Source organism: Mesorhizobium sp. M0898 (assembly GCF_040319695.1).
Classification (GTDB): domain Bacteria; phylum Pseudomonadota; class Alphaproteobacteria; order Rhizobiales; family Rhizobiaceae; genus Mesorhizobium.
This window is the reverse complement of the sequence record NZ_JAMYOE010000040.1, coordinates 25,866-44,743: the sequence shown is the minus strand read 5'-3', so window position 1 is coordinate 44,743 and position 18,878 is coordinate 25,866. Positions and strand designations below refer to the sequence as shown.

The following is an 18,878-nucleotide window of genomic DNA, read 5'->3' as shown; positions in this document are numbered from 1 at the left end:
GCAGAAGAAATACCTGAAGCGGCTCAAGGTCGTCGAGAACTTCATGGAATCCGGCAACCGTCCGGAATGGATGATCATGAAGGTGGTTCCGGTGATCCCGCCGGACCTGCGTCCGCTTGTCCCGCTGGACGGCGGCCGTTTCGCCACGTCGGATCTGAACGACCTCTATCGCCGCGTCATCAACCGCAACAACCGCTTGAAGCGGCTGATCGAGCTGCGCGCGCCCGGCATCATCGTGCGCAATGAAAAGCGCATGCTGCAGGAAGCCGTCGATGCGCTGTTCGACAACGGCCGCCGCGGCCGCGTCATCACCGGCGCCAACAAGCGTCCGCTGAAGTCGCTGTCCGACATGCTGAAGGGCAAGCAGGGCCGCTTCCGCCAGAACCTGCTCGGCAAGCGCGTCGACTATTCCGGCCGCTCGGTCATCGTTACCGGTCCGGAGCTCAAGCTCCACCAGTGCGGCCTGCCGAAGAAGATGGCGCTCGAACTGTTCAAGCCCTTCATCTACGCCCGTCTCGACGCCAAGGGCTACTCCTCGACCGTCAAGCAGGCGAAGAAGCTGGTCGAGAAGGAGCGTCCGGAGGTCTGGGATATCCTCGACGAGGTCATCCGCGAGCATCCGGTGCTGCTGAACCGCGCACCGACGCTGCACCGCCTCGGTATCCAGGCGTTCGAGCCGATCCTGATCGAAGGCAAGGCGATCCAGCTTCACCCGCTGGTCTGCACGGCCTTCAACGCCGATTTCGACGGCGACCAGATGGCGGTCCACGTGCCGCTGTCGCTGGAAGCGCAGCTCGAAGCCCGCGTGCTGATGATGTCGACCAACAACATCCTGCACCCGGCTTCCGGTGCGCCGATCATCGTGCCGTCGCAGGACATGGTTCTCGGTCTCTACTATCTCTCGATCGTCAATCAGAACGAGCCGGGCGAGGGCATGGTGTTTGCCGACATGGGCGAACTCCAGCACGCGCTCGAGACCAAGGCAGTCACGCTGCATGCCAAGATCAAGGGGCGCTTCCGCACGGTCGACGCCGACGGCAAGGTCGTGTCGAAGATCTACGACACCACGCCTGGCCGCATGATCATCGGCGAGCTGCTGCCGAAGAACCACAACGTGCCCTACGAGACCGCCAACCAGGAGATGACCAAGAAGAACATCTCCAAGATGATCGACACCGTCTATCGCCATTGCGGTCAGAAGGAGACGGTCATTTTCTGCGATCGCATCATGGCCCTCGGCTTTAGCCATGCCTGCCGCGCCGGCATTTCGTTCGGCAAGGACGACATGCTGATCCCGGACGCCAAGATCAAGCTGGTGTCCGACACCGAGGCTTTGGCCAAGGAATACGAGCAGCAGTACAATGACGGCCTGATCACCCAGGGCGAGAAGTACAACAAGGTCGTCGACGCCTGGGCCAAGTGCTCGGAAAAGGTCGCCGACGAAATGATGGCCCGCATCAAGGCGGTCGAGTTCGAGGACAACGGCCGTCAGAAGCCGATGAACTCGATCTACATGATGTCGCACTCCGGTGCGCGCGGCTCGCCCACCCAGATGCGCCAGCTCGCCGGCATGCGCGGCCTGATGGCCAAGCCTAGCGGTGAAATCATCGAGACGCCGATCATCTCGAACTTCAAGGAAGGCCTCACCGTGCTCGAGTACTTCAACTCGACCCACGGCGCCCGCAAGGGTCTGGCCGACACCGCCTTGAAGACGGCGAACTCGGGTTACCTGACGCGTCGTCTCGTCGACGTGGCGCAGGACTGCATCGTCAACTCTCTCGACTGCGGCACCGACAAGGGCCTCACCATGCAGCCGATCGTCGATGCTGGTCAGGTCGTCGCTTCGGTTGGCCAGCGCGTTCTCGGCCGCACCTCGCTCGACGACATCACCCATCCGGTCACCGGCGAGGTTCTGGTCAAGGCCGGAACGCTGATGGACGAGCGTGACGTGGAACTGATCGAAAAGGCCGGCGTGCAGTCGGTTCGCATCCGTTCGGCGCTGACCTGCGAGGTCAGGGTCGGCGTCTGCGCGGTCTGCTACGGACGCGATCTGGCCCGCGGCACTCCCGTCAACCAGGGCGAGGCTGTCGGCGTCATCGCGGCGCAGTCGATCGGCGAGCCGGGCACCCAGCTCACCATGCGTACCTTCCACATGGGCGGCACGGCGCAGGTGGTGGATTCCTCGTTCCTTGAAGCCTCCTATGAGGGCAAGGTCGAGATCCGCAACCGCAACGTGGTGCGCAACTCCGACGGCCAGCTGATGGTCATGGGCCGCAACATGGCGGTGCTGATCCTCGACGAAGCCGGCAAGGAACGCGCCACGCACCGCGTCACCTACGGTTCGCGCATCTTCGTCGACGATGGCGACAAGGTGAAACGCGGCCAGCGTATCGCCGAGTGGGATCCTTATACCCGCCCGATCCTCACCGAAATCGAGGGCAGGGTGGCATTCGAGGATCTGGTCGATGGCATTTCCGTTCAGGAAACCGCCGACGAATCGACCGGCATCACCAAGCGCGAGGTCATCGACTGGCGTTCGACGCCACGCGGCAACGACCTCAAGCCGGCGATCGTCGTCCAGGATGCCAAGGGCAAGGTCGGCAAGCTGTCGAAGGGCGGCGACGCCCGCTTCCTGCTCTCGGTCGAGGCCATTCTTTCGGTCGAGCCGGGCGCACAGGTTCGCCCCGGCGACGTGCTGGCGCGTATCCCGATGGAAAGCGCCAAGACCAAGGACATCACCGGCGGTCTGCCGCGTGTTGCCGAACTGTTCGAGGCACGCCGTCCGAAGGATCACGCCATCATCGCCGAGATCGATGGCACGATCCGCTTCGGCCGCGACTACAAGAATAAGCGCCGTATCATCATCGAGCCGCATGACTCGACGCTTGAGCCGGTCGAATACCTGATCCCGAAGGGCAAGCCGTTCCATCTCCAGGACGGCGACGTCATCGAGAAGGGCGACTACATCCTCGACGGCAATCCGGCGCCGCACGACATCCTGGCGATCAAGGGCGTGGAGGCGCTTGCCTCCTACCTCGTCAACGAAATCCAGGAGGTCTACCGACTGCAGGGCGTGTCGATCAACGACAAGCACATCGAGGTGATCGTTCGCCAGATGCTGCAGAAGGTCGAGATCACCACGCAGGGCGATTCGACCTACATTCCGGGCGACCACGTCGACGTGATCGAGCTGGAAGAGGTCAATGAGCGCCTGGTCGAGGAAGGCAAGAAGCCGGCCGAAGGTCAGCCGGTGCTGCTCGGCATCACCAAGGCCTCGCTGCAGACGCCGTCCTTCATCTCCGCCGCTTCCTTCCAGGAGACGACGAGGGTGCTGACCGAAGCTGCGGTTGCCGGCAAGACCGACATGCTGCAGGGGCTGAAGGAAAACGTCATCGTCGGCCGGCTGATCCCGGCCGGTACCGGCGGTACGATGAGCCAGATCCGGCGCATCGCCACCTCGCGCGACGAGTTGATCATCGACGAGCGCCGCAAGGCGTCCGGCGTCGAGGTCGCCGAGCCGATGCTGACCGACATGGTTAACGCCGCGCAGTAAGCGCGCAAGCAAGAGAAGATAGAAAAGGGGCCTAAGTGGCCCCTTTTCGCATTTTGGTTCCTCATTCGGATCGGAGAAGAAACGATGAGCAGGAAGATTTGGGCTTCTGTCGACGACTACATTGTCGAAGCTCTTTTCGAGGCGGATCCCGCTCTTGATGCCGTTCTGGCGGCCAACCATGATCAGGGCCTGCCGCCTATCGACGTTTCCCCGGCACAAGGCAAGCTGCTCTCACTTCTTGCGCGAATGCAGGGAGCGAGGAAGGTACTCGAAATCGGCACATTGGGCGGTTATTCGACAATCTGGATGGCGCGAGCATTGCCGATGGACGGCAAGGTCGTGACGCTCGAGCTTGATCCGCACCACGCCAGTGTCGCGCGGTCGAACTTTGAACGGGCAGGGGTGTCTGACCGTGTGGAACTGCGGGTCGGACCGGCGCTTCAATCGCTTGCGGCCTTAGGCGCCGAGAATGCCGGGCCGTTCGACTTCATCTTCATCGACGCCGACAAGCCGAACAACCCGCACTATCTGTCCTGGGCCATGCGTCTTTCGAGGCCGGGGACCGTCATCGTCTGCGACAATGTCATCCGTGACGGCGCGGTGGTGAATGAAGATGGTCGCGATGCCAATGTCGAAGGGGCACGCGCGGCGTTCTCGTTCATCGGCAGCGACAAACGTCTGGAAGGCACCGCGATCCAGACTGTTGGCGCCAAGGGCTATGACGGCTTTGCAATAGCGATCGTTAATTGAAGCTGCCACCGGCGGCTGGCTTTTTTAAAGGAATCGGCAATTGAACGAGGCAACCATCTGGGAATTGATCAACGCTGGCCGAGATCGCATGAGCTTTGGGCAGCGAAGACTTTGGAACCTGATCACGATCGATCCGGAAGAATGGCTGCATCACTCTCCTGCTGGGAGTGATCATCGCGTCTGGGTCGTAGCGTTGATCGGCCGGAGCGTGATTTCGTACAATGACATTGAAGCTGGTTTCGACCGCTCAAATTTCGTTCGATATGGAGAAATCACGGAGCTTGGCTGGGGGCAGGCCGATCTCGAGGTGGCGGTTCAACATGTCATCAGCGAACTTGAACAAGGACACCGGACGGCTCCCGTTGCTTCTGCGCCTCGTCCGGGAGAATTCGCGGACGGCAAGCCAAGATGATCCGAAACATTCAAGGTCGCTCTACCGGGGTCAGTGTCAGTCGAAAAAAGCTTCCACCACATTGCGCTTGCCGAGCATGAAGGCGTCGGCGACGTGCTGCAGGGGCGCGAGATCGACGTCGGAGGTGCCGGCGCGCACGATCTCGGCGAAGCGCTTGTAGAGCATCGGATATTCGGCTTCCGGCTCCTCGTGAACGACGCGGCCATCGATGGCAAGCTTTGAGCCGCCGCCAGAAAGCACCATCGATCCTGCCTCGGTATCGGCCAGGATGTCCCAGCTTTGCGGGCCGGTCTGACGCCAATCGAGTTCCATCGTCACCGGCAGACCGTTCGACGTGCGGAAGGCGATATGGGCGGCGATGGGGGCCGCGCGGTTTTCGGGGAAATCGAGTTCTGCCGAGCTGATGAACATCGGCGGCAGGATGTGGGTAGCGATCGACAGGGCGTTGATGCCGGGATCGAACACGCCAAAGCCGCCGGGAGCCCAGATCCATTCCTGATTCGGATGCCAGCGGCGCACGTCTTCTTTCCAATTGATGGCGGCCGACCTGATCGTTGTCGATCCAAGGAATGCGCGCGCAGCTTCGACAGCCGGCGCATAGCGTGAATGCCAGCTGGCGAACAGGCAGACGCCGTTCGCTGTCGCCAGCGCCTTCAGGTCTTCGACCTCGCTGACCGTGGCGCCGGGCGGCTTTTCCAGGAAAACATGCTTTTTCGCCGCCAGCGCCAAGCGCGCGGCGTCGTAACGAAACTGCGGCGGCATGCACAGCGACACCGCCTCGAGCTCCGGCGTTGCGTCGAGCATCGCCTCGATCGTCGGGAAATTCGGGATGTCCTCGACTTTGCCATGGCGGCTCGCTGCGGCGACCAGGCGATAATCCTGGTCCTTCGCCAGCGCCGGCAGATGCTGGTCACGGACGATCTTCCCCACGCCGACGATGCCGAGCTTGATGGGATTAGAGGACATGGGAGCTCCGCAGGTTGAGTGTGCTTGGTTTTGCCAGAGGTCGCTTCTTAGCAGAGAACTTGTGCCGGGCAAGTCGCCGGGCTTTGTCGCCGGCCCGTGAGATCGACCGCGATTCAGATCTCTTCAGATCGGCACATCGAACGTCACGATCGACACTTCGCCTTCGAGCGCGCCCTGATAGGCGGACAGATGCGGCTCCTCGTCCGGCACGCCGTCCATGTCGCCGATCTGATCGAGCTCTGCCTCGGCATAACCTTCGGCGGCAAGCGATTCGAGAGCGCGGCGCACCGCCGAATCGTCGTCCGGCGCGACCAGCATCACATGCACGCCTTCCGGCTTGCCGCCTTTGCGCTTCCACACCCGGCCGGTAATAATGGTGACCGGGCGCTCCTCATTGTCATTCACGGGTTCGTACCTCCGGGCGAGGGGGTTTGGGCTGCTCATGCCGCCTTTTCGCACGAAGCACGGCCTGGAAACAGCGGCAAGCCGGTCACTTTCTGGCTTCCTCTTGAAAAACGGCGCAAGAAAATTACATGCGCTTTTCGCATGGCTGCCAAGCCTCGGGTTCAGCGCAATATTTGCCGCTCCGGGGTTGACGGACAGTGGCCATACGAGTAGAAGCCGCCCAGTCAGAACCGATGTGAGGCTCTTGCTTTCGAAGCGACACGCTTTGGAGTTTGCCTCAAACAGGGTTCGTTTTACGAGCGAAAAGACATTTCCGGCGTGCATGAAGCGGCTTCCGCTTCCTCTGCCATTTGTTCGGGCAAGACCGCGAGGCGCGGTTTGTGGCCCGAATTTGCGTATGGAAATGACGCTTTGAGCGGCCCTGACCGGGCGAGACACGGAATTGAGAGACAAGAGGGTTTAATGCCTACCGTCAACCAGCTGATCCGCAAGCCGCGCATTGCGCCGGTGAAGCGCAACAAGGTCCCGGCCATGCAGCAGAACCCGCAGAAGCGGGGCGTCTGCACGCGCGTCTACACCACGACGCCGAAGAAGCCGAACTCGGCGCTGCGCAAGGTGGCCAAGATCCGCCTGACCAATGGTTTTGAAGTGATCGGTTACATCCCCGGCGAAGGCCACAACCTTCAGGAGCACTCGGTGGTGATGATCCGCGGCGGTCGCGTCAAGGATCTTCCGGGCGTCCGTTACCACATCATCCGCGGCGTGCTCGACACGCAAGGCGTGAAGAACCGCAAGCAGCGCCGTTCGAAATACGGCGCCAAGCGTCCGAAGTGACCGAAGCGTAGCCGAGGTCGTTCCGGACGGCGTCAAGCGACGATCCGGGATCCAGGCCACCGCGTAGAATTGAGGCAGAGAAAAAATGTCCCGTCGTCACAGTGCAGAAAAGCGTGAGATCAATCCGGACCCCAAGTTCGGCGATCTGATCGTCACCAAGTTCATGAATGCCGTCATGTATGACGGCAAGAAGTCGGTTGCCGAGACCATCGTCTACGGCGCGCTCGATCAGGTCCAGTCCAAGACCAAGCAGGAGCCGGTCACCGTCTTCCATCAGGCGCTCGACAATGTCGCGCCGCATGTGGAAGTGCGTTCGCGCCGCGTCGGCGGCGCCACCTACCAGGTTCCAGTCGACGTGCGCCCCGAGCGCCGTCAGGCATTGGCCATCCGCTGGTTGATCGCCGCCGCCCGCAACCGCAACGAGACCACTATGGTCGACCGCCTCTCCGGCGAGCTGATGGACGCGGCCAACAACCGCGGCACCGCCGTCAAGAAGCGTGAAGACACCCACAAGATGGCAGAAGCCAACCGCGCTTTCGCGCACTACCGCTGGTAAAGCGCGAACGAGACTGAAGAGGCACCTCCCATGGCCCGCGAATATAAAATCGAAGACTACCGCAATTTCGGTATCATGGCGCACATCGACGCCGGCAAGACGACGACCACCGAGCGCGTCCTCTATTACACGGGCAAGTCGCACAAGATCGGCGAAGTCCACGACGGCGCTGCCACCATGGATTGGATGGAGCAGGAGCAGGAGCGCGGCATCACCATCACGTCGGCCGCGACCACGACCTTCTGGAAGGGTCGCGACGGCAAGATGCACCGCTTCAACATCATCGACACCCCCGGCCACGTCGACTTCACCATTGAAGTCGAGCGTTCGCTGCGCGTGCTCGACGGCGCCATTGCGCTGCTCGATGCCAATGCCGGTGTCGAGCCGCAGACGGAGACCGTCTGGCGCCAGGCCGACAAGTATCGCGTGCCGCGCATGATCTTCTGCAACAAGATGGACAAGATCGGCGCCGACTTCTACCGCTCGGTCGAGATGATCGGATCGCGCCTCGGTGCGCATGCCGTCGTCATGCAGCTGCCGATCGGCGCCGAGACCGAGTTCAAGGGTGTCGTCGACCTCGTCGAGATGAACGCGCTGGTCTGGCGCGACGAGACGCTGGGCGCTGCCTGGGACATCGTCGAGATCCCTGCCGACCTCAAGGCTCGTGCCGAAGAATACCGCGAGAAGATGATCGAGGCCGCCGTCGAAATGGACGAGACGGCGCTCGAGAATTACCTCGAAGGCAAGATGCCGAGCAACGACGAGATCCGTGCGCTCATCCGCAAGGGCACGATCGCGGTGAAGTTCTATCCGATGTTCTGCGGCTCGGCCTTCAAGAACAAGGGCGTGCAGCCGCTGCTCGACGCCGTCGTCGAATATCTGCCGTCGCCGGCCGATGTCCCGGCCATCAAGGGCGTCGACGCCAAGACCGACGCCGAGATCGAGCGTCATGCCGACGACAACGAGCCGCTGTCGATGCTTGCCTTCAAGATCATGAACGACCCGTTCGTCGGTTCGCTCACCTTTGCCCGCATCTATTCGGGCAAGCTCACCAAGGGCATCTCGGTCGACAACACCGTGAAGGGCAAGAAAGAGCGCATCGGCCGCATGCTGCAGATGCATGCGAATTCGCGCGCCGACGTCGAAGAGGCGTTTGCCGGCGACATCGTCGCCCTCGCTGGCCTCAAGGACACCACCACCGGCGACACGCTCAGTGATCCGCTGCATCCGGTCATCCTCGAGCGCATGGAATTCCCCGATCCGGTCATCCAGATCGCCATCGAGCCGAAGACCAAGAACGACCAGGAAAAGATGGGTCTCGCCCTTCACCGCCTGGCCGCCGAGGATCCGTCCTTCCGCGTCAAGACTGACGAGGAATCGGGCCAGACGATCATTTCCGGCATGGGCGAGCTTCACCTCGACATCATCGTCGACCGCATGCGCCGCGAGTTCAAGGTCGAGGCCAATGTCGGCGCGCCGCAGGTGGCCTACCGCGAGACGATCACCCGCAAGCACGAGCAGGACTACACGCACAAGAAGCAGACCGGCGGTACCGGCCAGTTCGCCCGCGTCAAGATCCTGTTCGAGCCGAATCCGGAAAGCAGCGAATTCGAGTTCGAAACCAAGATCGTCGGCGGCGCTGTGCCGAAGGAATACATCCCCGGTGTCGAAAAGGGCATCAACAGCGTCATGACCTCGGGCCCGTTCGCCGGCTTCCCGATGATCGGCGTCAAGGCGACGCTGATCGATGGCGCCTACCACGACGTGGACTCGTCGGTTCTGGCCTTCGAAATCGCCGGCCGCGCCTGCTTCCGTGAAGCAGCCCCCAAGCTTGGCGTGCAGTTGCTCGAGCCGATCATGAAGGTCGAAGTGGTGACGCCGGAAGATTACGTCGGCAGCGTTATCGGCGACCTGAACGGCCGTCGCGGCCAGATCCAGGGCCAGGAAGCCCGTGGCGTGGCTGTGGTCATCAACGCGATGGTGCCGCTCGCCAACATGTTCAAATACGTGGACAACCTTCGCTCGATGAGCCAGGGCCGCGCGGCCTACACGATGCAGTTCGACCACTACGAGCCGGTCCCGACCGCGGTCGCCCAGGAAGTCCAGAAGAAATACGCGTAACTCGAAACGAGTTGCATCAGTAACTTAATTCAAGGCCCGCACGGGCTGGCAGGAATGGAGAGATCACATGGCAAAAGGTAAATTCGAGCGCACTAAGCCTCATGTGAACATTGGCACGATTGGTCACGTCGACCATGGCAAGACGTCGCTGACGGCGGCGATCACCAAGTATTTTGGCGAGTACAAGCGCTACGACCAGATCGATGCGGCGCCGGAAGAGAAGGCGCGCGGCATCACCATTTCGACGGCCCACGTCGAATACGAGACCGCCAACCGCCACTATGCCCATGTCGACTGCCCCGGCCACGCCGACTACGTCAAGAACATGATCACCGGTGCCGCGCAGATGGACGGCGCGATCCTGGTGGTGTCGGCCGCCGACGGCCCGATGCCGCAGACGCGCGAGCACATCCTGCTCGCCCGCCAGGTCGGCGTGCCCTCGATCGTGGTGTTCTTGAACAAGGTCGACCAGGTCGACGACGCCGAGCTGCTCGAGCTGGTCGAGCTCGAGGTGCGCGAGCTTTTGACCAAGAACGAGTTCCCCGGCGATGACATTCCGATCGTCAAGGGTTCGGCGCTTGCCGCCCTTGAAGACAGCGACAAGAAGATCGGCGAGGACGCCATCCGCGAACTGATGGCTGCGGTCGATGCCTACATCCCGACGCCGGTTCGTCCGCTCGACAAGCCGTTCCTGATGCCGATCGAGGACGTGTTCTCGATCTCGGGCCGTGGCACGGTGGTGACCGGCCGCGTCGAGCGCGGCGTCGTCAAGGTCGGCGAGGAGCTGGAGATCGTCGGCATCCGTCCGACCACCAAGACGACCTGCACGGGCGTCGAGATGTTCCGCAAGCTGCTCGACCAGGGCCAGGCCGGCGACAACATCGGCGCGCTGCTGCGCGGTGTCGACCGCGAGGGCGTCGAGCGCGGCCAGGTCCTGGCCAAGCCCGGCACCGTCAAGCCGCACAAGAAGTTCGTTGCCGAAGCCTACATCCTGACCAAGGACGAGGGCGGCCGCCACACGCCGTTCTTCACCAACTACCGTCCGCAGTTCTATTTCCGCACGACGGACGTGACCGGCATCGTGTCGCTGCCGGAAGGCACCGAGATGGTGATGCCGGGCGACAACATCACCGTCGATATCGAGCTGATCGTGCCGATCGCCATGGAAGAGAAGCTGCGCTTCGCCATCCGTGAAGGCGGCCGCACCGTCGGTGCCGGCATCGTCGTCACCATCACAGAGTAATTTGGACTTAAACCGATCTGTCGCGGGCGCTGCCCGCGCCGCGCCAGAACAAGGAAGTGACGCATGAACGGACAGAATATCCGCATCCGCCTGAAGGCGTTTGATCACCGGGTGCTCGACGCCTCGACACGGGAAATCGTGTCGACCGCCAAGCGCACCGGCGCCAACGTCCGCGGCCCCATTCCGCTGCCGACGCGGATCGAAAAGTTCACGGTCAACCGGTCGCCTCACGTCGACAAGAAGAGCCGCGAGCAGTTCGAAATGCGCACGCACAAGCGTCTGCTCGACATTGTCGACCCGACCCCGCAGACGGTCGATGCTTTGATGAAGCTCGACCTGGCCGCCGGTGTCGACGTCGAGATCAAGCTGTAAGGAACCAGAGGTCAGCGGGGCGACCCGGAACTCTGAAGGAACAAGAGGCGTGGAGGGGCGACAGCCCCGACAGGGAACTCTAAAGGAATTGAACCGATGCGTTCAGGTGTGATTGCAAAGAAGGTGGGAATGACCCGCATCTACAACGATGCCGGGGAACATGTTCCCGTCACTGTTCTCCAGATGGAGAACTGCCAGGTCGTGGCGCAGCGCACGCAGGAGAAGAACGGCTATACCGCCGTCCAGCTCGGCGTTGGCCTTGCCAAGGTGAAGAACACGTCGAAGGCGATGCGCGGCCATTTCGCGACCGCTTCCGTCGAGCCCAAGGCCAAGGTTGCCGAGTTTCGCGTCTCTGCCGACAACATGATCGATGTTGGCGCCGAGATCACCGTCGAGCACTTCGTCGTCGGCCAGAAGGTCGATGTGACGGGCACCACGATCGGCAAGGGCTTCCAGGGCGTCATCAAGCGGCACCACATGGGTGGCGGCCGCGCAACGCACGGCAACTCGGTGTCGCACCGTACACACGGCTCGACCGGCCAGCGCCAGGATCCGGGCAAGGTGTTCAAGGGCAAGCATATGGCCGGCCACATGGGCGACACCCGCGTCACCACGCAGAATGTCGAGGTCGTCTCGACCGACGCCGATCGCGGCCTGATCCTGATCCGCGGTGCGGTCCCGGGTTCGAAGGGTGCATGGATCCTGGTCCGCGACGCGGCCAAGGTGGCGCTTCCGGCCAATGCGCCGAAGCCCGCCGCGATCCGCGCCCTTGCGACTGACGGTGCCGCCACGAACGAGGCCCCGGCCACAGAGGGAGCGGAATAATGGACCTCAAGATTACAACGCTTGGCGGCAAGGACGCCGGCAAGGTGAAGCTCTCCGAAGAGATTTTCGGCCTCGATCCGCGTGAGGACATCCTGCAGCGCGTCGTGCGCTGGCAGCTTGCCAAGAAGCAGCAGGGCACGCACAAGGCCAAGGGTCGCGCGGAAATCGCCCGCACCGGCGCCAAGATGTACAAGCAGAAGGGTACGGGCCGCGCCCGTCACCATTCGGCTCGCGCTCCGCAGTTCCGCGGCGGCGGCAAGGCCCACGGCCCGGTCGTGCGCAGCCACGAGCACGATCTGCCTAAGAAGGTGCGTGCGCTCGGCCTGAAGCATGCCCTCTCGGCCAAGGCCAAGAGCGCGTCGATCATCATCATCGACGAGCTGAAGCTGACCGAGGCCAAGACCAAGGCGCTGATCGCGAATTTCGCGACGCTGGGCCTGAGCAACGCCCTGGTGATCGGCGGCGCCGAGCTTGACAAGAACTTCAAGCTGGCAGCGACCAACATCCCGAACATCGACGTGCTGCCCATCCAGGGCATCAACGTCTACGACATTCTGCGCCGCGGCACGCTGGTCCTTTCCAAGGCCGCCGTCGAGGCTCTCGAGGAGCGCTTCAAATGACCGACCTTCGTCATTACGACGTGATCGTCTCGCCGGCGATCACCGAAAAGTCGACCATGGCTTCCGAGCAGAACCAGGTCGTCTTCAACGTCGCCAAGAAGGCGTCGAAGCCGGAAATCAAGGCCGCCGTCGAAGCGCTGTTCGGCGTCAAGGTGATGGCCGTGAACACGCTTGTCCGCAAGGGCAAGATCAAGCGCTTCCGCGGCACGATCGGCCGCCAGAGCGACGTCAAGAAGGCGGTTGTGACGCTGGCCGAAGGCCAGTCGATCGACGTCGCGACGGGTCTCTGAGCAAGGTCGCGAGGACAGAACAATGGCACTGAAAAAATTCAACCCGGTAACGCCGAGCACCCGTCAGCTGGTCATCGTCGATCGGTCGGGCCTCTACAAGGGCAAGCCCGTCAAGGGCCTGACCGAAGGCCTGACCAAGTCGGGCGGCCGCAACAATTACGGCCGCATCACAGCCCGCTTCATCGGCGGCGGTCACAAGCGCACCTACCGCATCATCGACTTCAAGCGCCGCAAGTTCGACGTCGTCGGCACGGTCGAGCGCATCGAGTACGATCCGAACCGCACCGCCTTCATCGCGCTGATCAAGTATGACGATGGCGAGCTGTCCTACATCATCGCCCCGCAGCGTCTGGCTCCCGGCGACAAGATCGTGGCCGGTGAATCGGTCGACGTGAAGCCGGGCAACGCGATGCCGCTGGCCTCGATGCCGGTCGGCACGATCGTCCACAATATCGAGCTGAAGCCCGGCAAGGGCGCTCAGGTCGCCCGTTCGGCCGGCGGTTATGGCCAGCTCGTCGGCCGCGACCAGGGCATGGCGATCCTGCGCCTCAATTCGGGCGAGCAGCGTGTCGTCCACGGCTCCTGCATGGCCACTGTCGGCGCCGTGTCTAACCCGGACCACGGCAACATCAATGACGGCAAGGCAGGCCGCACCGTGTGGCGCGGCAAACGTCCGCACAATCGCGGCGTGACCATGAACCCGGTCGACCATCCACATGGCGGCGGCGAAGGCCGCACCTCGGGTGGCCGCCATCCGGTTTCGCCCTGGGGCAAGCCGACCAAGGGCAAGAAGACGCGGTCCAACAAGGCGACCGACAAGTTCATCCTGCGCTCGCGCCATCAGCGCAAGAGCTAAGAAGAGGTAACGCCAAGTGACTCGTTCGATTTGGAAAGGCCCCTTCATCGACGGCTACCTTCTGAAGAAGGTGGACAAGGTTCGTGAAGGTGGTCGCAATGAGGTGATCAAGATGTGGAGCCGCCGCTCCACCATCCTGCCGCAGTTCGTCGGCTTCACCTTCGGTGTCTACAACGGCCAGAAACACGTTCCCGTCTCGGTGAACGAGGACATGGTCGGTCACAAGTTCGGTGAATTCGCTCCGACCCGGACCTATTACGGTCACGGCGCGGATAAGAAGGCGAAGAGGAAATAATCATGGGCAAGGCCAAAGCTCCGCGCAGGCTTGCTGACAACGAAGCGCGCGCCGTGTTGCGCACGATCCGTATCAGCCCGCAGAAGCTGAACCTGGTTGCCGCGCTGATCCGCGGCAAGAAGGTCGCGACAGCGCTTTCCGACCTCGAATTCTCGGCCAAGCGGATTTCCGGCACGGTCAAGAAGACGCTGGAATCGGCGATCGCCAACGCGGAAAACAACCACGACCTCGACGTCGATGCGCTGATCGTGGCGGAAGCCTATGTCGGCAAGTCGATCGTCATGAAGCGGTTCCATGCCCGTGGCCGTGGGCGCGCCAGTCGTATCGAGAAGCCGTTCTCGCACCTCACGATCGTCGTTCGTGAAGTCGAAGAAAAAGGGGAGGCCGCATAATGGGCCAGAAAGTCAATCCGATCGGTCTGCGTCTCGGCATCAACCGCACCTGGGATTCGCGCTGGTTCGCGAACACCGGCGAGTACGGCAAGCTGCTGCACGAGGACATCAAGATCCGCAAATATCTTGAGAAGGAACTCAAGCAGGCTGCGATCTCGAAGGTCGTGATCGAGCGTCCGCACAAGAAGTGCCGCGTCACCATCCATGCGGCGCGTCCGGGCCTGATCATCGGCAAGAAGGGCGCCGACATCGAGAAGCTTCGCAAGAAGCTGATGGAGATGACCAAGTCCGAGACGCATCTGAACATCGTCGAAGTGCGCAAGCCGGAGATCGACGCGACCTTGGTCGCCCAGTCGATCGCCCAGCAGCTCGAGCGCCGCATCGCGTTCCGCCGCGCCATGAAGCGTGCCGTGCAGTCGGCGATGCGCCTCGGTGCCGAAGGCATCCGCATCAACTGCGCCGGCCGTCTCGGCGGCGCCGAGATCGCGCGCATGGAATGGTATCGTGAAGGCCGCGTGCCGCTGCATACGCTGCGTGCCGACGTCGACTACGGCACGGCCGAGGCGAATACGGCCTACGGCATCTGCGGCGTCAAGGTCTGGGTGTTCAAGGGCGAAATCCTCGAGCACGACCCGATGGCTTCGGAGCGCCGCGCCACCGAGGGCGATCATGCGCATGGCGGTGGTGGTGAGCGCGAACGCGGTCGCCGTCGCGAAAACGCGTAAGACATTTAGGAATTTGGAGTTAGAACGATGCTGCAGCCAAAGCGCACAAAGTTCCGCAAGCAGTTCAAGGGCCGCATCCACGGTACCGCCAAGGGCGGCACCAACCTGGATTTCGGCGGTTTCGGGCTGAAGGCGCTTGAGCCGAACCGCGTCACCGCGCGTGAGATCGAGGCGGCCCGCCGCGCGATCACCCGCGAGATGAAGCGTGCCGGCCGCGTGTGGATCCGTATCTTCCCGGACGTGCCGGTGACGTCGAAGCCGACCGAAGTCCGTATGGGTAAGGGCAAGGGCGCGGTCGACTACTGGGCGGCACGCGTCAAGCCGGGCCGCATCATGTTCGAGATCGACGGCGTCAACGAGGAAACCGCCCGTGAGGCGCTGCGTCTCGGCGCGGCCAAGCTCTCGGTCAGGACGCGCTTCGTACAGCGCATCGCAGAATAAGGACGGGCTGATCATGAAAGCCGAAGACATCCGGACCAAGACCCAGGACCAGCTGACCGACGACCTGGCCAGCCTGAAGAAGGAGCAGTTCAACCTGCGCTTCCATAAGGCCACCGGCCAGCTTGAGAAGACCGCGCGCGTGAGGCAGGTCCGCAAGGACATTGCGCGTATCAAGACCATCGCTGCGGAAAAGTCCGCGGCCAAGAAGGCTTAAGGACGAAAACCATGCCAAAGCGCATTCTGCAGGGCACCGTCGTCAGCGACAAGAACGAGAAGACGGTTGTCGTCAAGGTCGAACGGCGCTTCACGCATCCCGTGATGAAGAAGACCGTGCGCATGACCAAGAAGTACAAGGCGCACGACGAGAACAACGCCCACAAGGTCGGCGATCAGGTGTTCATCCAGGAATCGAAGCCGATTTCCAAGGACAAGCGCTGGGTCGTGGTGTCTTCGGACCAGGCCTGATCAGGGCCAACGAAACGAATTTTGGACAGACCGGGGAGGGGTGAGAAACCCGTCCCGTTAGAAAAGAAGAAGGCGGCCAGTCATGATTCAGATGCAAACAAACCTCGACGTCGCGGATAATTCCGGCGCCCGTCGTGTCATGTGCATCAAGGTGCTGGGCGGCTCGAAGCGGAAATACGCTTCCGTGGGCGACATCATCGTGGTGTCGATCAAGGAAGCCATCCCGCGCGGCCGCGTCAAGAAGGGCGATGTGATGAAGGCGGTCGTGGTTCGCACGGCCAAGGACATCCGCCGCCCGGACGGCAGCGTGATCCGTTTCGACAAGAACGCAGCCGTTCTCGTCGACAACAAGAAAGAGCCGATCGGCACGCGTATCTTCGGACCGGTTCCGCGCGAACTCCGCGCCAAGAACCACATGAAGATCATCTCGCTCGCGCCTGAAGTGCTGTAAGGAGCCGGACCAATGCAGAAGATTAGAAAAGGCGACAAGGTCGTCGTGCTGGCCGGCAAGGACAAGGGCCGTTCGGGCGAAGTCCTCTCGGTACAGCCGAAGGACGACACCGTGCTGGTGCGCGGCGTCAACCTGATCCGTCGTCACCAGAAGCAGTCCCAGTCCCAAGAGGGCGGGATCATCACCAAGGAAGCGCCGATCCAGCTGTCGAACATCGCGCTGGCCGACCCCAAGGATGGCAAGCCGACCCGCGTCGGCTTCATCTTCCAGAAGGACGGCAAGAAGGTGCGCGTCGCCAAGCGCTCGGGAGAAGTCATCAATGGCTAAGGCTCAAACCAAGCAGGCAACTGCCCAGAACACGCCGCGCCTCAAGCAGGTCTACAACGAGACCATCCGCAAGGCGCTGCAGGAGCAGTTCGGCTACGAGAACGAGATGCAGGTTCCGCGCATCGACAAGATCGTGCTGAACATGGGCGTCGGCGAGGCGACCGGCGATTCGAAGAAGCCTTCGATCGCGGCGGAAGACCTTGCGATGATCGCCGGCCAGAAGGCCGTCGTCACCCGCGCCCGCAACTCGATCGCCGGCTTCAAGGTCCGCGAGAAGATGCCGATCGGCGCCAAGGTCACGCTGCGCAAGGAACGCATGTACGAATTCCTCGACCGCCTCGTGAACATCGCACTGCCGCGCGTCCGCGACTTCCGCGGACTTAATCCGAAGAGCTTCGATGGCCGTGGCAACTATGCCATGGGCATCAAGGAACACATCGTGTTTCCGGAGATCAACTACGACAAGGTTGATCAGATCTGGGGCATGGACGTCATCGTTTGTACGACTGCGAAGACGGACGACGAAGCCAGGGCATTGCTCAAGGCCTTCAACTTCCCCTTCCGCCAGTAACGGCAGCGAGAAAAGGAAAAATCTGAAATGGCAAAGACCAGCTCAGTCGAGAAGAACAACAGGCGCCGCAAGCTTGCGGACCAGTTCGCTGCCAAGCGCGAGGTGCTCAAGGCGATCATCATGGATCAGTCCAAGCCGATGGAAGAGCGCTTCCGCGCCCAGCTGAAGCTTTCGGCGCTGCCGCGCAACTCGGCCAAGACCCGCATCCGCAACCGCTGCGAAGTCACCGGACGTCCGCGTGCCTATTATCGCAAGCTCAAAGTATCGCGTATCGCGCTTCGTGATCTCGGCAATAACGGCCAGATCCCGGGCCTGGTCAAGTCGAGCTGGTAAGGAGGACATAACATGTCATTGAGCGATCCTCTCGGCGATATGCTGACCCGCATCCGCAACGCATATGGCCGCAAGAAGTCGAGCGTTTCGACGCCGGCCTCGCGCCTGCGTACCCGCGTCCTCGACGTGCTGAAGGCGGAAGGCTATATCCGCGACTACAGCCAGACCGACTTCGACAACGGCAAGTCCGAAATCGAGATCGAGCTGAAGTATTTCGATGGTGCGCCGGTGGTGCGCGAAATCGCTCGGGTCTCGAAGCCCGGCCGCCGCGTCTACGTTTCGGCCAAGTCGATACCGCACGTCGCCAACGGCCTCGGCATCGCCATCCTTTCGACGCCGAAGGGCGTGATGGCCGACCACGAAGCGCGTGAACAGAATGTCGGCGGGGAAATCCTCTGCCAGATCTTCTGATCTGGTATGTGACCCGGTTGGAAACAGGTTTTCGGGATCTAGTCCCGAAAGCCGAGACCTGAAACAAGAGAAGTGACGAGGACAACAAAATGTCTCGTATTGGAAAGAAACCCGTTTCGCTGCCGCAGGGCGTGACCGCGACCGTCAACGGCCAGACCGTGACGGCGAAGGGTCCGAAGGGCGAGCTGAAGTTCGTGGTGAACGACGAAGTGCTGGTCAAGATGGAAGGCAGCGAGATCGCTGTCCAGCCGCGCGACCAGACCAAGACTGCCCGTTCCAAGTGGGGCATGTCACGCACGCAGATCGTCAACATCCTGCAGGGCGTCAAGGACGGCTTCGAAAAGAAGCTCGAGATCACCGGCGTCGGCTATCGTGCCGCCATGCAGGGCAAGAACCTGCAGCTGGCGCTCGGCTTCAGCCATGACGTCGTCTACGAGACGCCGCAGGGCGTGACGATTTCGGTGCCGAAGCCGACGGAAATCACGGTGACCGGCATCGATAAGCAGCAGGTCGGCCAGGTTGCCGCCGAGATCCGCGAGTATCGCAGCCCCGAGCCCTACAAGGGCAAGGGTGTCCGCTATGCCGGCGAGAAGATCGTCCGCAAGGAAGGCAAGAAGAAGTAATTTTAACGCCGCGGGGAGCGGTCGCGGGAGGCTCGTCCTAC

At 62.1% G+C, this 18,878-nt stretch carries 26 protein-coding genes; 24 read left to right on the top strand and 2 right to left on the bottom strand.

Going from position 1 to position 18,878, the window contains the following annotated elements; genetic code table 11:
• From rpoC to NKH90_RS28160, 3 genes are all read left to right on the top strand, one after another.
• Positions 1–3,553, top strand: a 3,553-nt coding sequence (gene rpoC, locus NKH90_RS28170) for a DNA-directed RNA polymerase subunit beta' (RefSeq protein WP_352822271.1), incomplete at its 5' end; no start/stop codon positions are given.
• 84 nt (positions 3,554–3,637) lie between these two features.
• On the top strand, positions 3,638–4,303 hold the full coding sequence (locus tag NKH90_RS28165) for an O-methyltransferase (RefSeq protein WP_352474774.1): 666 nt from the start codon (positions 3,638–3,640) through the stop codon (positions 4,301–4,303).
• Positions 4,304–4,343: 40 nt separating this feature from the next.
• Positions 4,344–4,715, top strand: coding sequence for a hypothetical protein (locus tag NKH90_RS28160; RefSeq protein WP_352822268.1), 372 nt, complete (start codon positions 4,344–4,346; stop codon positions 4,713–4,715).
• 36 nt (positions 4,716–4,751) lie between these two features.
• On the opposite strand, the gene NKH90_RS28155 is transcribed toward NKH90_RS28160, so the two are convergent.
• Together NKH90_RS28155 and NKH90_RS28150 are read right to left on the bottom strand one after the other, a co-directional pair.
• Positions 4,752–5,681: a Gfo/Idh/MocA family protein gene (locus NKH90_RS28155; RefSeq protein WP_352682668.1), complete on the bottom strand. Its 930-nt coding sequence runs from the start codon at positions 5,679–5,681 to the stop codon at positions 4,752–4,754.
• 123 nt (positions 5,682–5,804) lie between these two features.
• Positions 5,805–6,086 carry a transcriptional regulator gene (locus NKH90_RS28150; RefSeq protein ID WP_023680447.1) on the bottom strand — a complete coding sequence of 94 codons (282 nt, stop codon included), beginning with the start codon at positions 6,084–6,086 and terminating at the stop codon, positions 5,805–5,807.
• A gap of 462 nt (positions 6,087–6,548) precedes the next feature.
• Between NKH90_RS28150 and rpsL the strand changes: the two genes are divergently transcribed.
• From rpsL to rplF, 21 genes are all read left to right on the top strand, one after another.
• Complete coding sequence (rpsL, locus tag NKH90_RS28145; RefSeq protein ID WP_006333356.1) at positions 6,549–6,920, top strand: 30S ribosomal protein S12; 372 nt, start codon at positions 6,549–6,551, stop codon at positions 6,918–6,920.
• An 85-nt stretch (positions 6,921–7,005) separates the two neighbouring features.
• Positions 7,006–7,476, top strand: a complete 471-nt coding sequence (rpsG, locus tag NKH90_RS28140; RefSeq protein WP_008875664.1) for a 30S ribosomal protein S7 — start codon at positions 7,006–7,008, stop codon at positions 7,474–7,476.
• Positions 7,477–7,506: 30 nt separating this feature from the next.
• Complete coding sequence (gene fusA, locus NKH90_RS28135) at positions 7,507–9,597, top strand: elongation factor G (RefSeq protein ID WP_023680448.1); 2,091 nt, start codon at positions 7,507–7,509, stop codon at positions 9,595–9,597.
• Between the two features lie 67 nt (positions 9,598–9,664).
• Entirely contained in the window at positions 9,665–10,840 is a 1,176-nt protein-coding gene (gene tuf / locus NKH90_RS28130) for an elongation factor Tu (protein ID WP_352822265.1), read from the top strand.
• 63 nt (positions 10,841–10,903) lie between these two features.
• Positions 10,904–11,212 (top strand): 30S ribosomal protein S10, encoded by a 309-nt coding sequence (rpsJ, locus tag NKH90_RS28125; RefSeq protein ID WP_006205468.1) that lies wholly within the window; start codon positions 10,904–10,906, stop codon positions 11,210–11,212.
• Between the two features lie 96 nt (positions 11,213–11,308).
• Positions 11,309–12,037: a 50S ribosomal protein L3 gene (gene rplC, locus NKH90_RS28120; protein WP_352451050.1), complete on the top strand. Its 729-nt coding sequence runs from the start codon at positions 11,309–11,311 to the stop codon at positions 12,035–12,037.
• Positions 12,037–12,657 (top strand): 50S ribosomal protein L4, encoded by a 621-nt coding sequence (rplD, locus tag NKH90_RS28115; protein WP_008875667.1) that lies wholly within the window; start codon positions 12,037–12,039, stop codon positions 12,655–12,657. The genes rplC and rplD overlap by 1 nt, the downstream gene beginning before the upstream one ends.
• Positions 12,654–12,947 carry a 50S ribosomal protein L23 gene (locus tag NKH90_RS28110; RefSeq protein ID WP_023675139.1) on the top strand — a complete coding sequence of 98 codons (294 nt, stop codon included), beginning with the start codon at positions 12,654–12,656 and terminating at the stop codon, positions 12,945–12,947. Before rplD ends, NKH90_RS28110 begins: the two co-directional genes overlap by 4 nt.
• 22 nt (positions 12,948–12,969) lie before the next feature.
• Positions 12,970–13,803: a 50S ribosomal protein L2 gene (gene rplB / locus NKH90_RS28105; RefSeq protein WP_023675138.1), complete on the top strand. Its 834-nt coding sequence runs from the start codon at positions 12,970–12,972 to the stop codon at positions 13,801–13,803.
• A gap of 16 nt (positions 13,804–13,819) precedes the next feature.
• Positions 13,820–14,098 carry a 30S ribosomal protein S19 gene (gene rpsS, locus NKH90_RS28100; RefSeq protein ID WP_006205463.1) on the top strand — a complete coding sequence of 93 codons (279 nt, stop codon included), beginning with the start codon at positions 13,820–13,822 and terminating at the stop codon, positions 14,096–14,098.
• A 2-nt stretch (positions 14,099–14,100) separates the two neighbouring features.
• A complete protein-coding gene (gene rplV, locus NKH90_RS28095) occupies positions 14,101–14,490 on the top strand; it encodes a 50S ribosomal protein L22 (RefSeq protein ID WP_006205462.1) in 390 nt (129 codons plus the stop codon).
• Entirely contained in the window at positions 14,490–15,215 is a 726-nt protein-coding gene (gene rpsC, locus NKH90_RS28090; RefSeq protein WP_023675137.1) for a 30S ribosomal protein S3, read from the top strand. The genes rplV and rpsC overlap by 1 nt, the downstream gene beginning before the upstream one ends.
• 27 nt (positions 15,216–15,242) lie before the next feature.
• Positions 15,243–15,656, top strand: coding sequence for a 50S ribosomal protein L16 (rplP, locus tag NKH90_RS28085; RefSeq protein WP_006205460.1), 414 nt, complete (start codon positions 15,243–15,245; stop codon positions 15,654–15,656).
• Positions 15,657–15,669: 13 nt separating this feature from the next.
• Positions 15,670–15,870: a 50S ribosomal protein L29 gene (rpmC, locus tag NKH90_RS28080; RefSeq protein ID WP_352822260.1), complete on the top strand. Its 201-nt coding sequence runs from the start codon at positions 15,670–15,672 to the stop codon at positions 15,868–15,870.
• 11 nt (positions 15,871–15,881) lie between these two features.
• Positions 15,882–16,121 carry a 30S ribosomal protein S17 gene (rpsQ, locus tag NKH90_RS28075; protein WP_023675136.1) on the top strand — a complete coding sequence of 80 codons (240 nt, stop codon included), beginning with the start codon at positions 15,882–15,884 and terminating at the stop codon, positions 16,119–16,121.
• 82 nt (positions 16,122–16,203) lie between these two features.
• Positions 16,204–16,572 carry a 50S ribosomal protein L14 gene (gene rplN / locus NKH90_RS28070; RefSeq protein ID WP_006205457.1) on the top strand — a complete coding sequence of 123 codons (369 nt, stop codon included), beginning with the start codon at positions 16,204–16,206 and terminating at the stop codon, positions 16,570–16,572.
• A 12-nt stretch (positions 16,573–16,584) separates the two neighbouring features.
• Positions 16,585–16,899 carry a 50S ribosomal protein L24 gene (gene rplX, locus NKH90_RS28065; RefSeq protein ID WP_352822257.1) on the top strand — a complete coding sequence of 105 codons (315 nt, stop codon included), beginning with the start codon at positions 16,585–16,587 and terminating at the stop codon, positions 16,897–16,899.
• Positions 16,892–17,470 (top strand): 50S ribosomal protein L5, encoded by a 579-nt coding sequence (gene rplE / locus NKH90_RS28060; protein ID WP_008875670.1) that lies wholly within the window; start codon positions 16,892–16,894, stop codon positions 17,468–17,470. The genes rplX and rplE overlap by 8 nt, the downstream gene beginning before the upstream one ends.
• A gap of 27 nt (positions 17,471–17,497) precedes the next feature.
• Complete coding sequence (rpsN, locus tag NKH90_RS28055; protein WP_352451046.1) at positions 17,498–17,803, top strand: 30S ribosomal protein S14; 306 nt, start codon at positions 17,498–17,500, stop codon at positions 17,801–17,803.
• Positions 17,804–17,815: 12 nt separating this feature from the next.
• Entirely contained in the window at positions 17,816–18,214 is a 399-nt protein-coding gene (gene rpsH, locus NKH90_RS28050; protein ID WP_006205453.1) for a 30S ribosomal protein S8, read from the top strand.
• Positions 18,215–18,303: 89 nt separating this feature from the next.
• Complete coding sequence (rplF, locus tag NKH90_RS28045) at positions 18,304–18,837, top strand: 50S ribosomal protein L6 (protein WP_023675133.1); 534 nt, start codon at positions 18,304–18,306, stop codon at positions 18,835–18,837.
• Positions 18,838–18,878 lie beyond the last annotated feature (41 nt).

Excerpts from the sequence above, each read along its gene's own strand:
- NKH90_RS28165 (WP_352474774.1), top strand. The coding sequence starts at position 3,638 with ATGAGCAGGAAGATTTGGGCTTCTGTCGACGACTACATTGTCGAAGCT.
- NKH90_RS28155 (WP_352682668.1), bottom strand. The coding sequence starts at position 5,681 with ATGTCCTCTAATCCCATCAAGCTCGGCATCGTCGGCGTGGGGAAGATC.
- rpsL (WP_006333356.1), top strand. The coding sequence starts at position 6,549 with ATGCCTACCGTCAACCAGCTGATCCGCAAGCCGCGCATTGCGCCGGTG.
- rpsG (WP_008875664.1), top strand. The coding sequence starts at position 7,006 with ATGTCCCGTCGTCACAGTGCAGAAAAGCGTGAGATCAATCCGGACCCC.
- fusA (WP_023680448.1), top strand. The coding sequence starts at position 7,507 with ATGGCCCGCGAATATAAAATCGAAGACTACCGCAATTTCGGTATCATG.
- tuf (WP_352822265.1), top strand. The coding sequence starts at position 9,665 with ATGGCAAAAGGTAAATTCGAGCGCACTAAGCCTCATGTGAACATTGGC.
- rpsJ (WP_006205468.1), top strand. The coding sequence starts at position 10,904 with ATGAACGGACAGAATATCCGCATCCGCCTGAAGGCGTTTGATCACCGG.
- rplC (WP_352451050.1), top strand. The coding sequence starts at position 11,309 with ATGCGTTCAGGTGTGATTGCAAAGAAGGTGGGAATGACCCGCATCTAC.
- rplD (WP_008875667.1), top strand. The coding sequence starts at position 12,037 with ATGGACCTCAAGATTACAACGCTTGGCGGCAAGGACGCCGGCAAGGTG.
- NKH90_RS28110 (WP_023675139.1), top strand. The coding sequence starts at position 12,654 with ATGACCGACCTTCGTCATTACGACGTGATCGTCTCGCCGGCGATCACC.
- rplB (WP_023675138.1), top strand. The coding sequence starts at position 12,970 with ATGGCACTGAAAAAATTCAACCCGGTAACGCCGAGCACCCGTCAGCTG.
- rplV (WP_006205462.1), top strand. The coding sequence starts at position 14,101 with ATGGGCAAGGCCAAAGCTCCGCGCAGGCTTGCTGACAACGAAGCGCGC.
- rpsC (WP_023675137.1), top strand. The coding sequence starts at position 14,490 with ATGGGCCAGAAAGTCAATCCGATCGGTCTGCGTCTCGGCATCAACCGC.
- rplP (WP_006205460.1), top strand. The coding sequence starts at position 15,243 with ATGCTGCAGCCAAAGCGCACAAAGTTCCGCAAGCAGTTCAAGGGCCGC.
- rpmC (WP_352822260.1), top strand. The coding sequence starts at position 15,670 with ATGAAAGCCGAAGACATCCGGACCAAGACCCAGGACCAGCTGACCGAC.
- rpsQ (WP_023675136.1), top strand. The coding sequence starts at position 15,882 with ATGCCAAAGCGCATTCTGCAGGGCACCGTCGTCAGCGACAAGAACGAG.
- rplN (WP_006205457.1), top strand. The coding sequence starts at position 16,204 with ATGATTCAGATGCAAACAAACCTCGACGTCGCGGATAATTCCGGCGCC.
- rplX (WP_352822257.1), top strand. The coding sequence starts at position 16,585 with ATGCAGAAGATTAGAAAAGGCGACAAGGTCGTCGTGCTGGCCGGCAAG.
- rplE (WP_008875670.1), top strand. The coding sequence starts at position 16,892 with ATGGCTAAGGCTCAAACCAAGCAGGCAACTGCCCAGAACACGCCGCGC.
- rpsN (WP_352451046.1), top strand. The coding sequence starts at position 17,498 with ATGGCAAAGACCAGCTCAGTCGAGAAGAACAACAGGCGCCGCAAGCTT.
- rpsH (WP_006205453.1), top strand. The coding sequence starts at position 17,816 with ATGTCATTGAGCGATCCTCTCGGCGATATGCTGACCCGCATCCGCAAC.
- rplF (WP_023675133.1), top strand. The coding sequence starts at position 18,304 with ATGTCTCGTATTGGAAAGAAACCCGTTTCGCTGCCGCAGGGCGTGACC.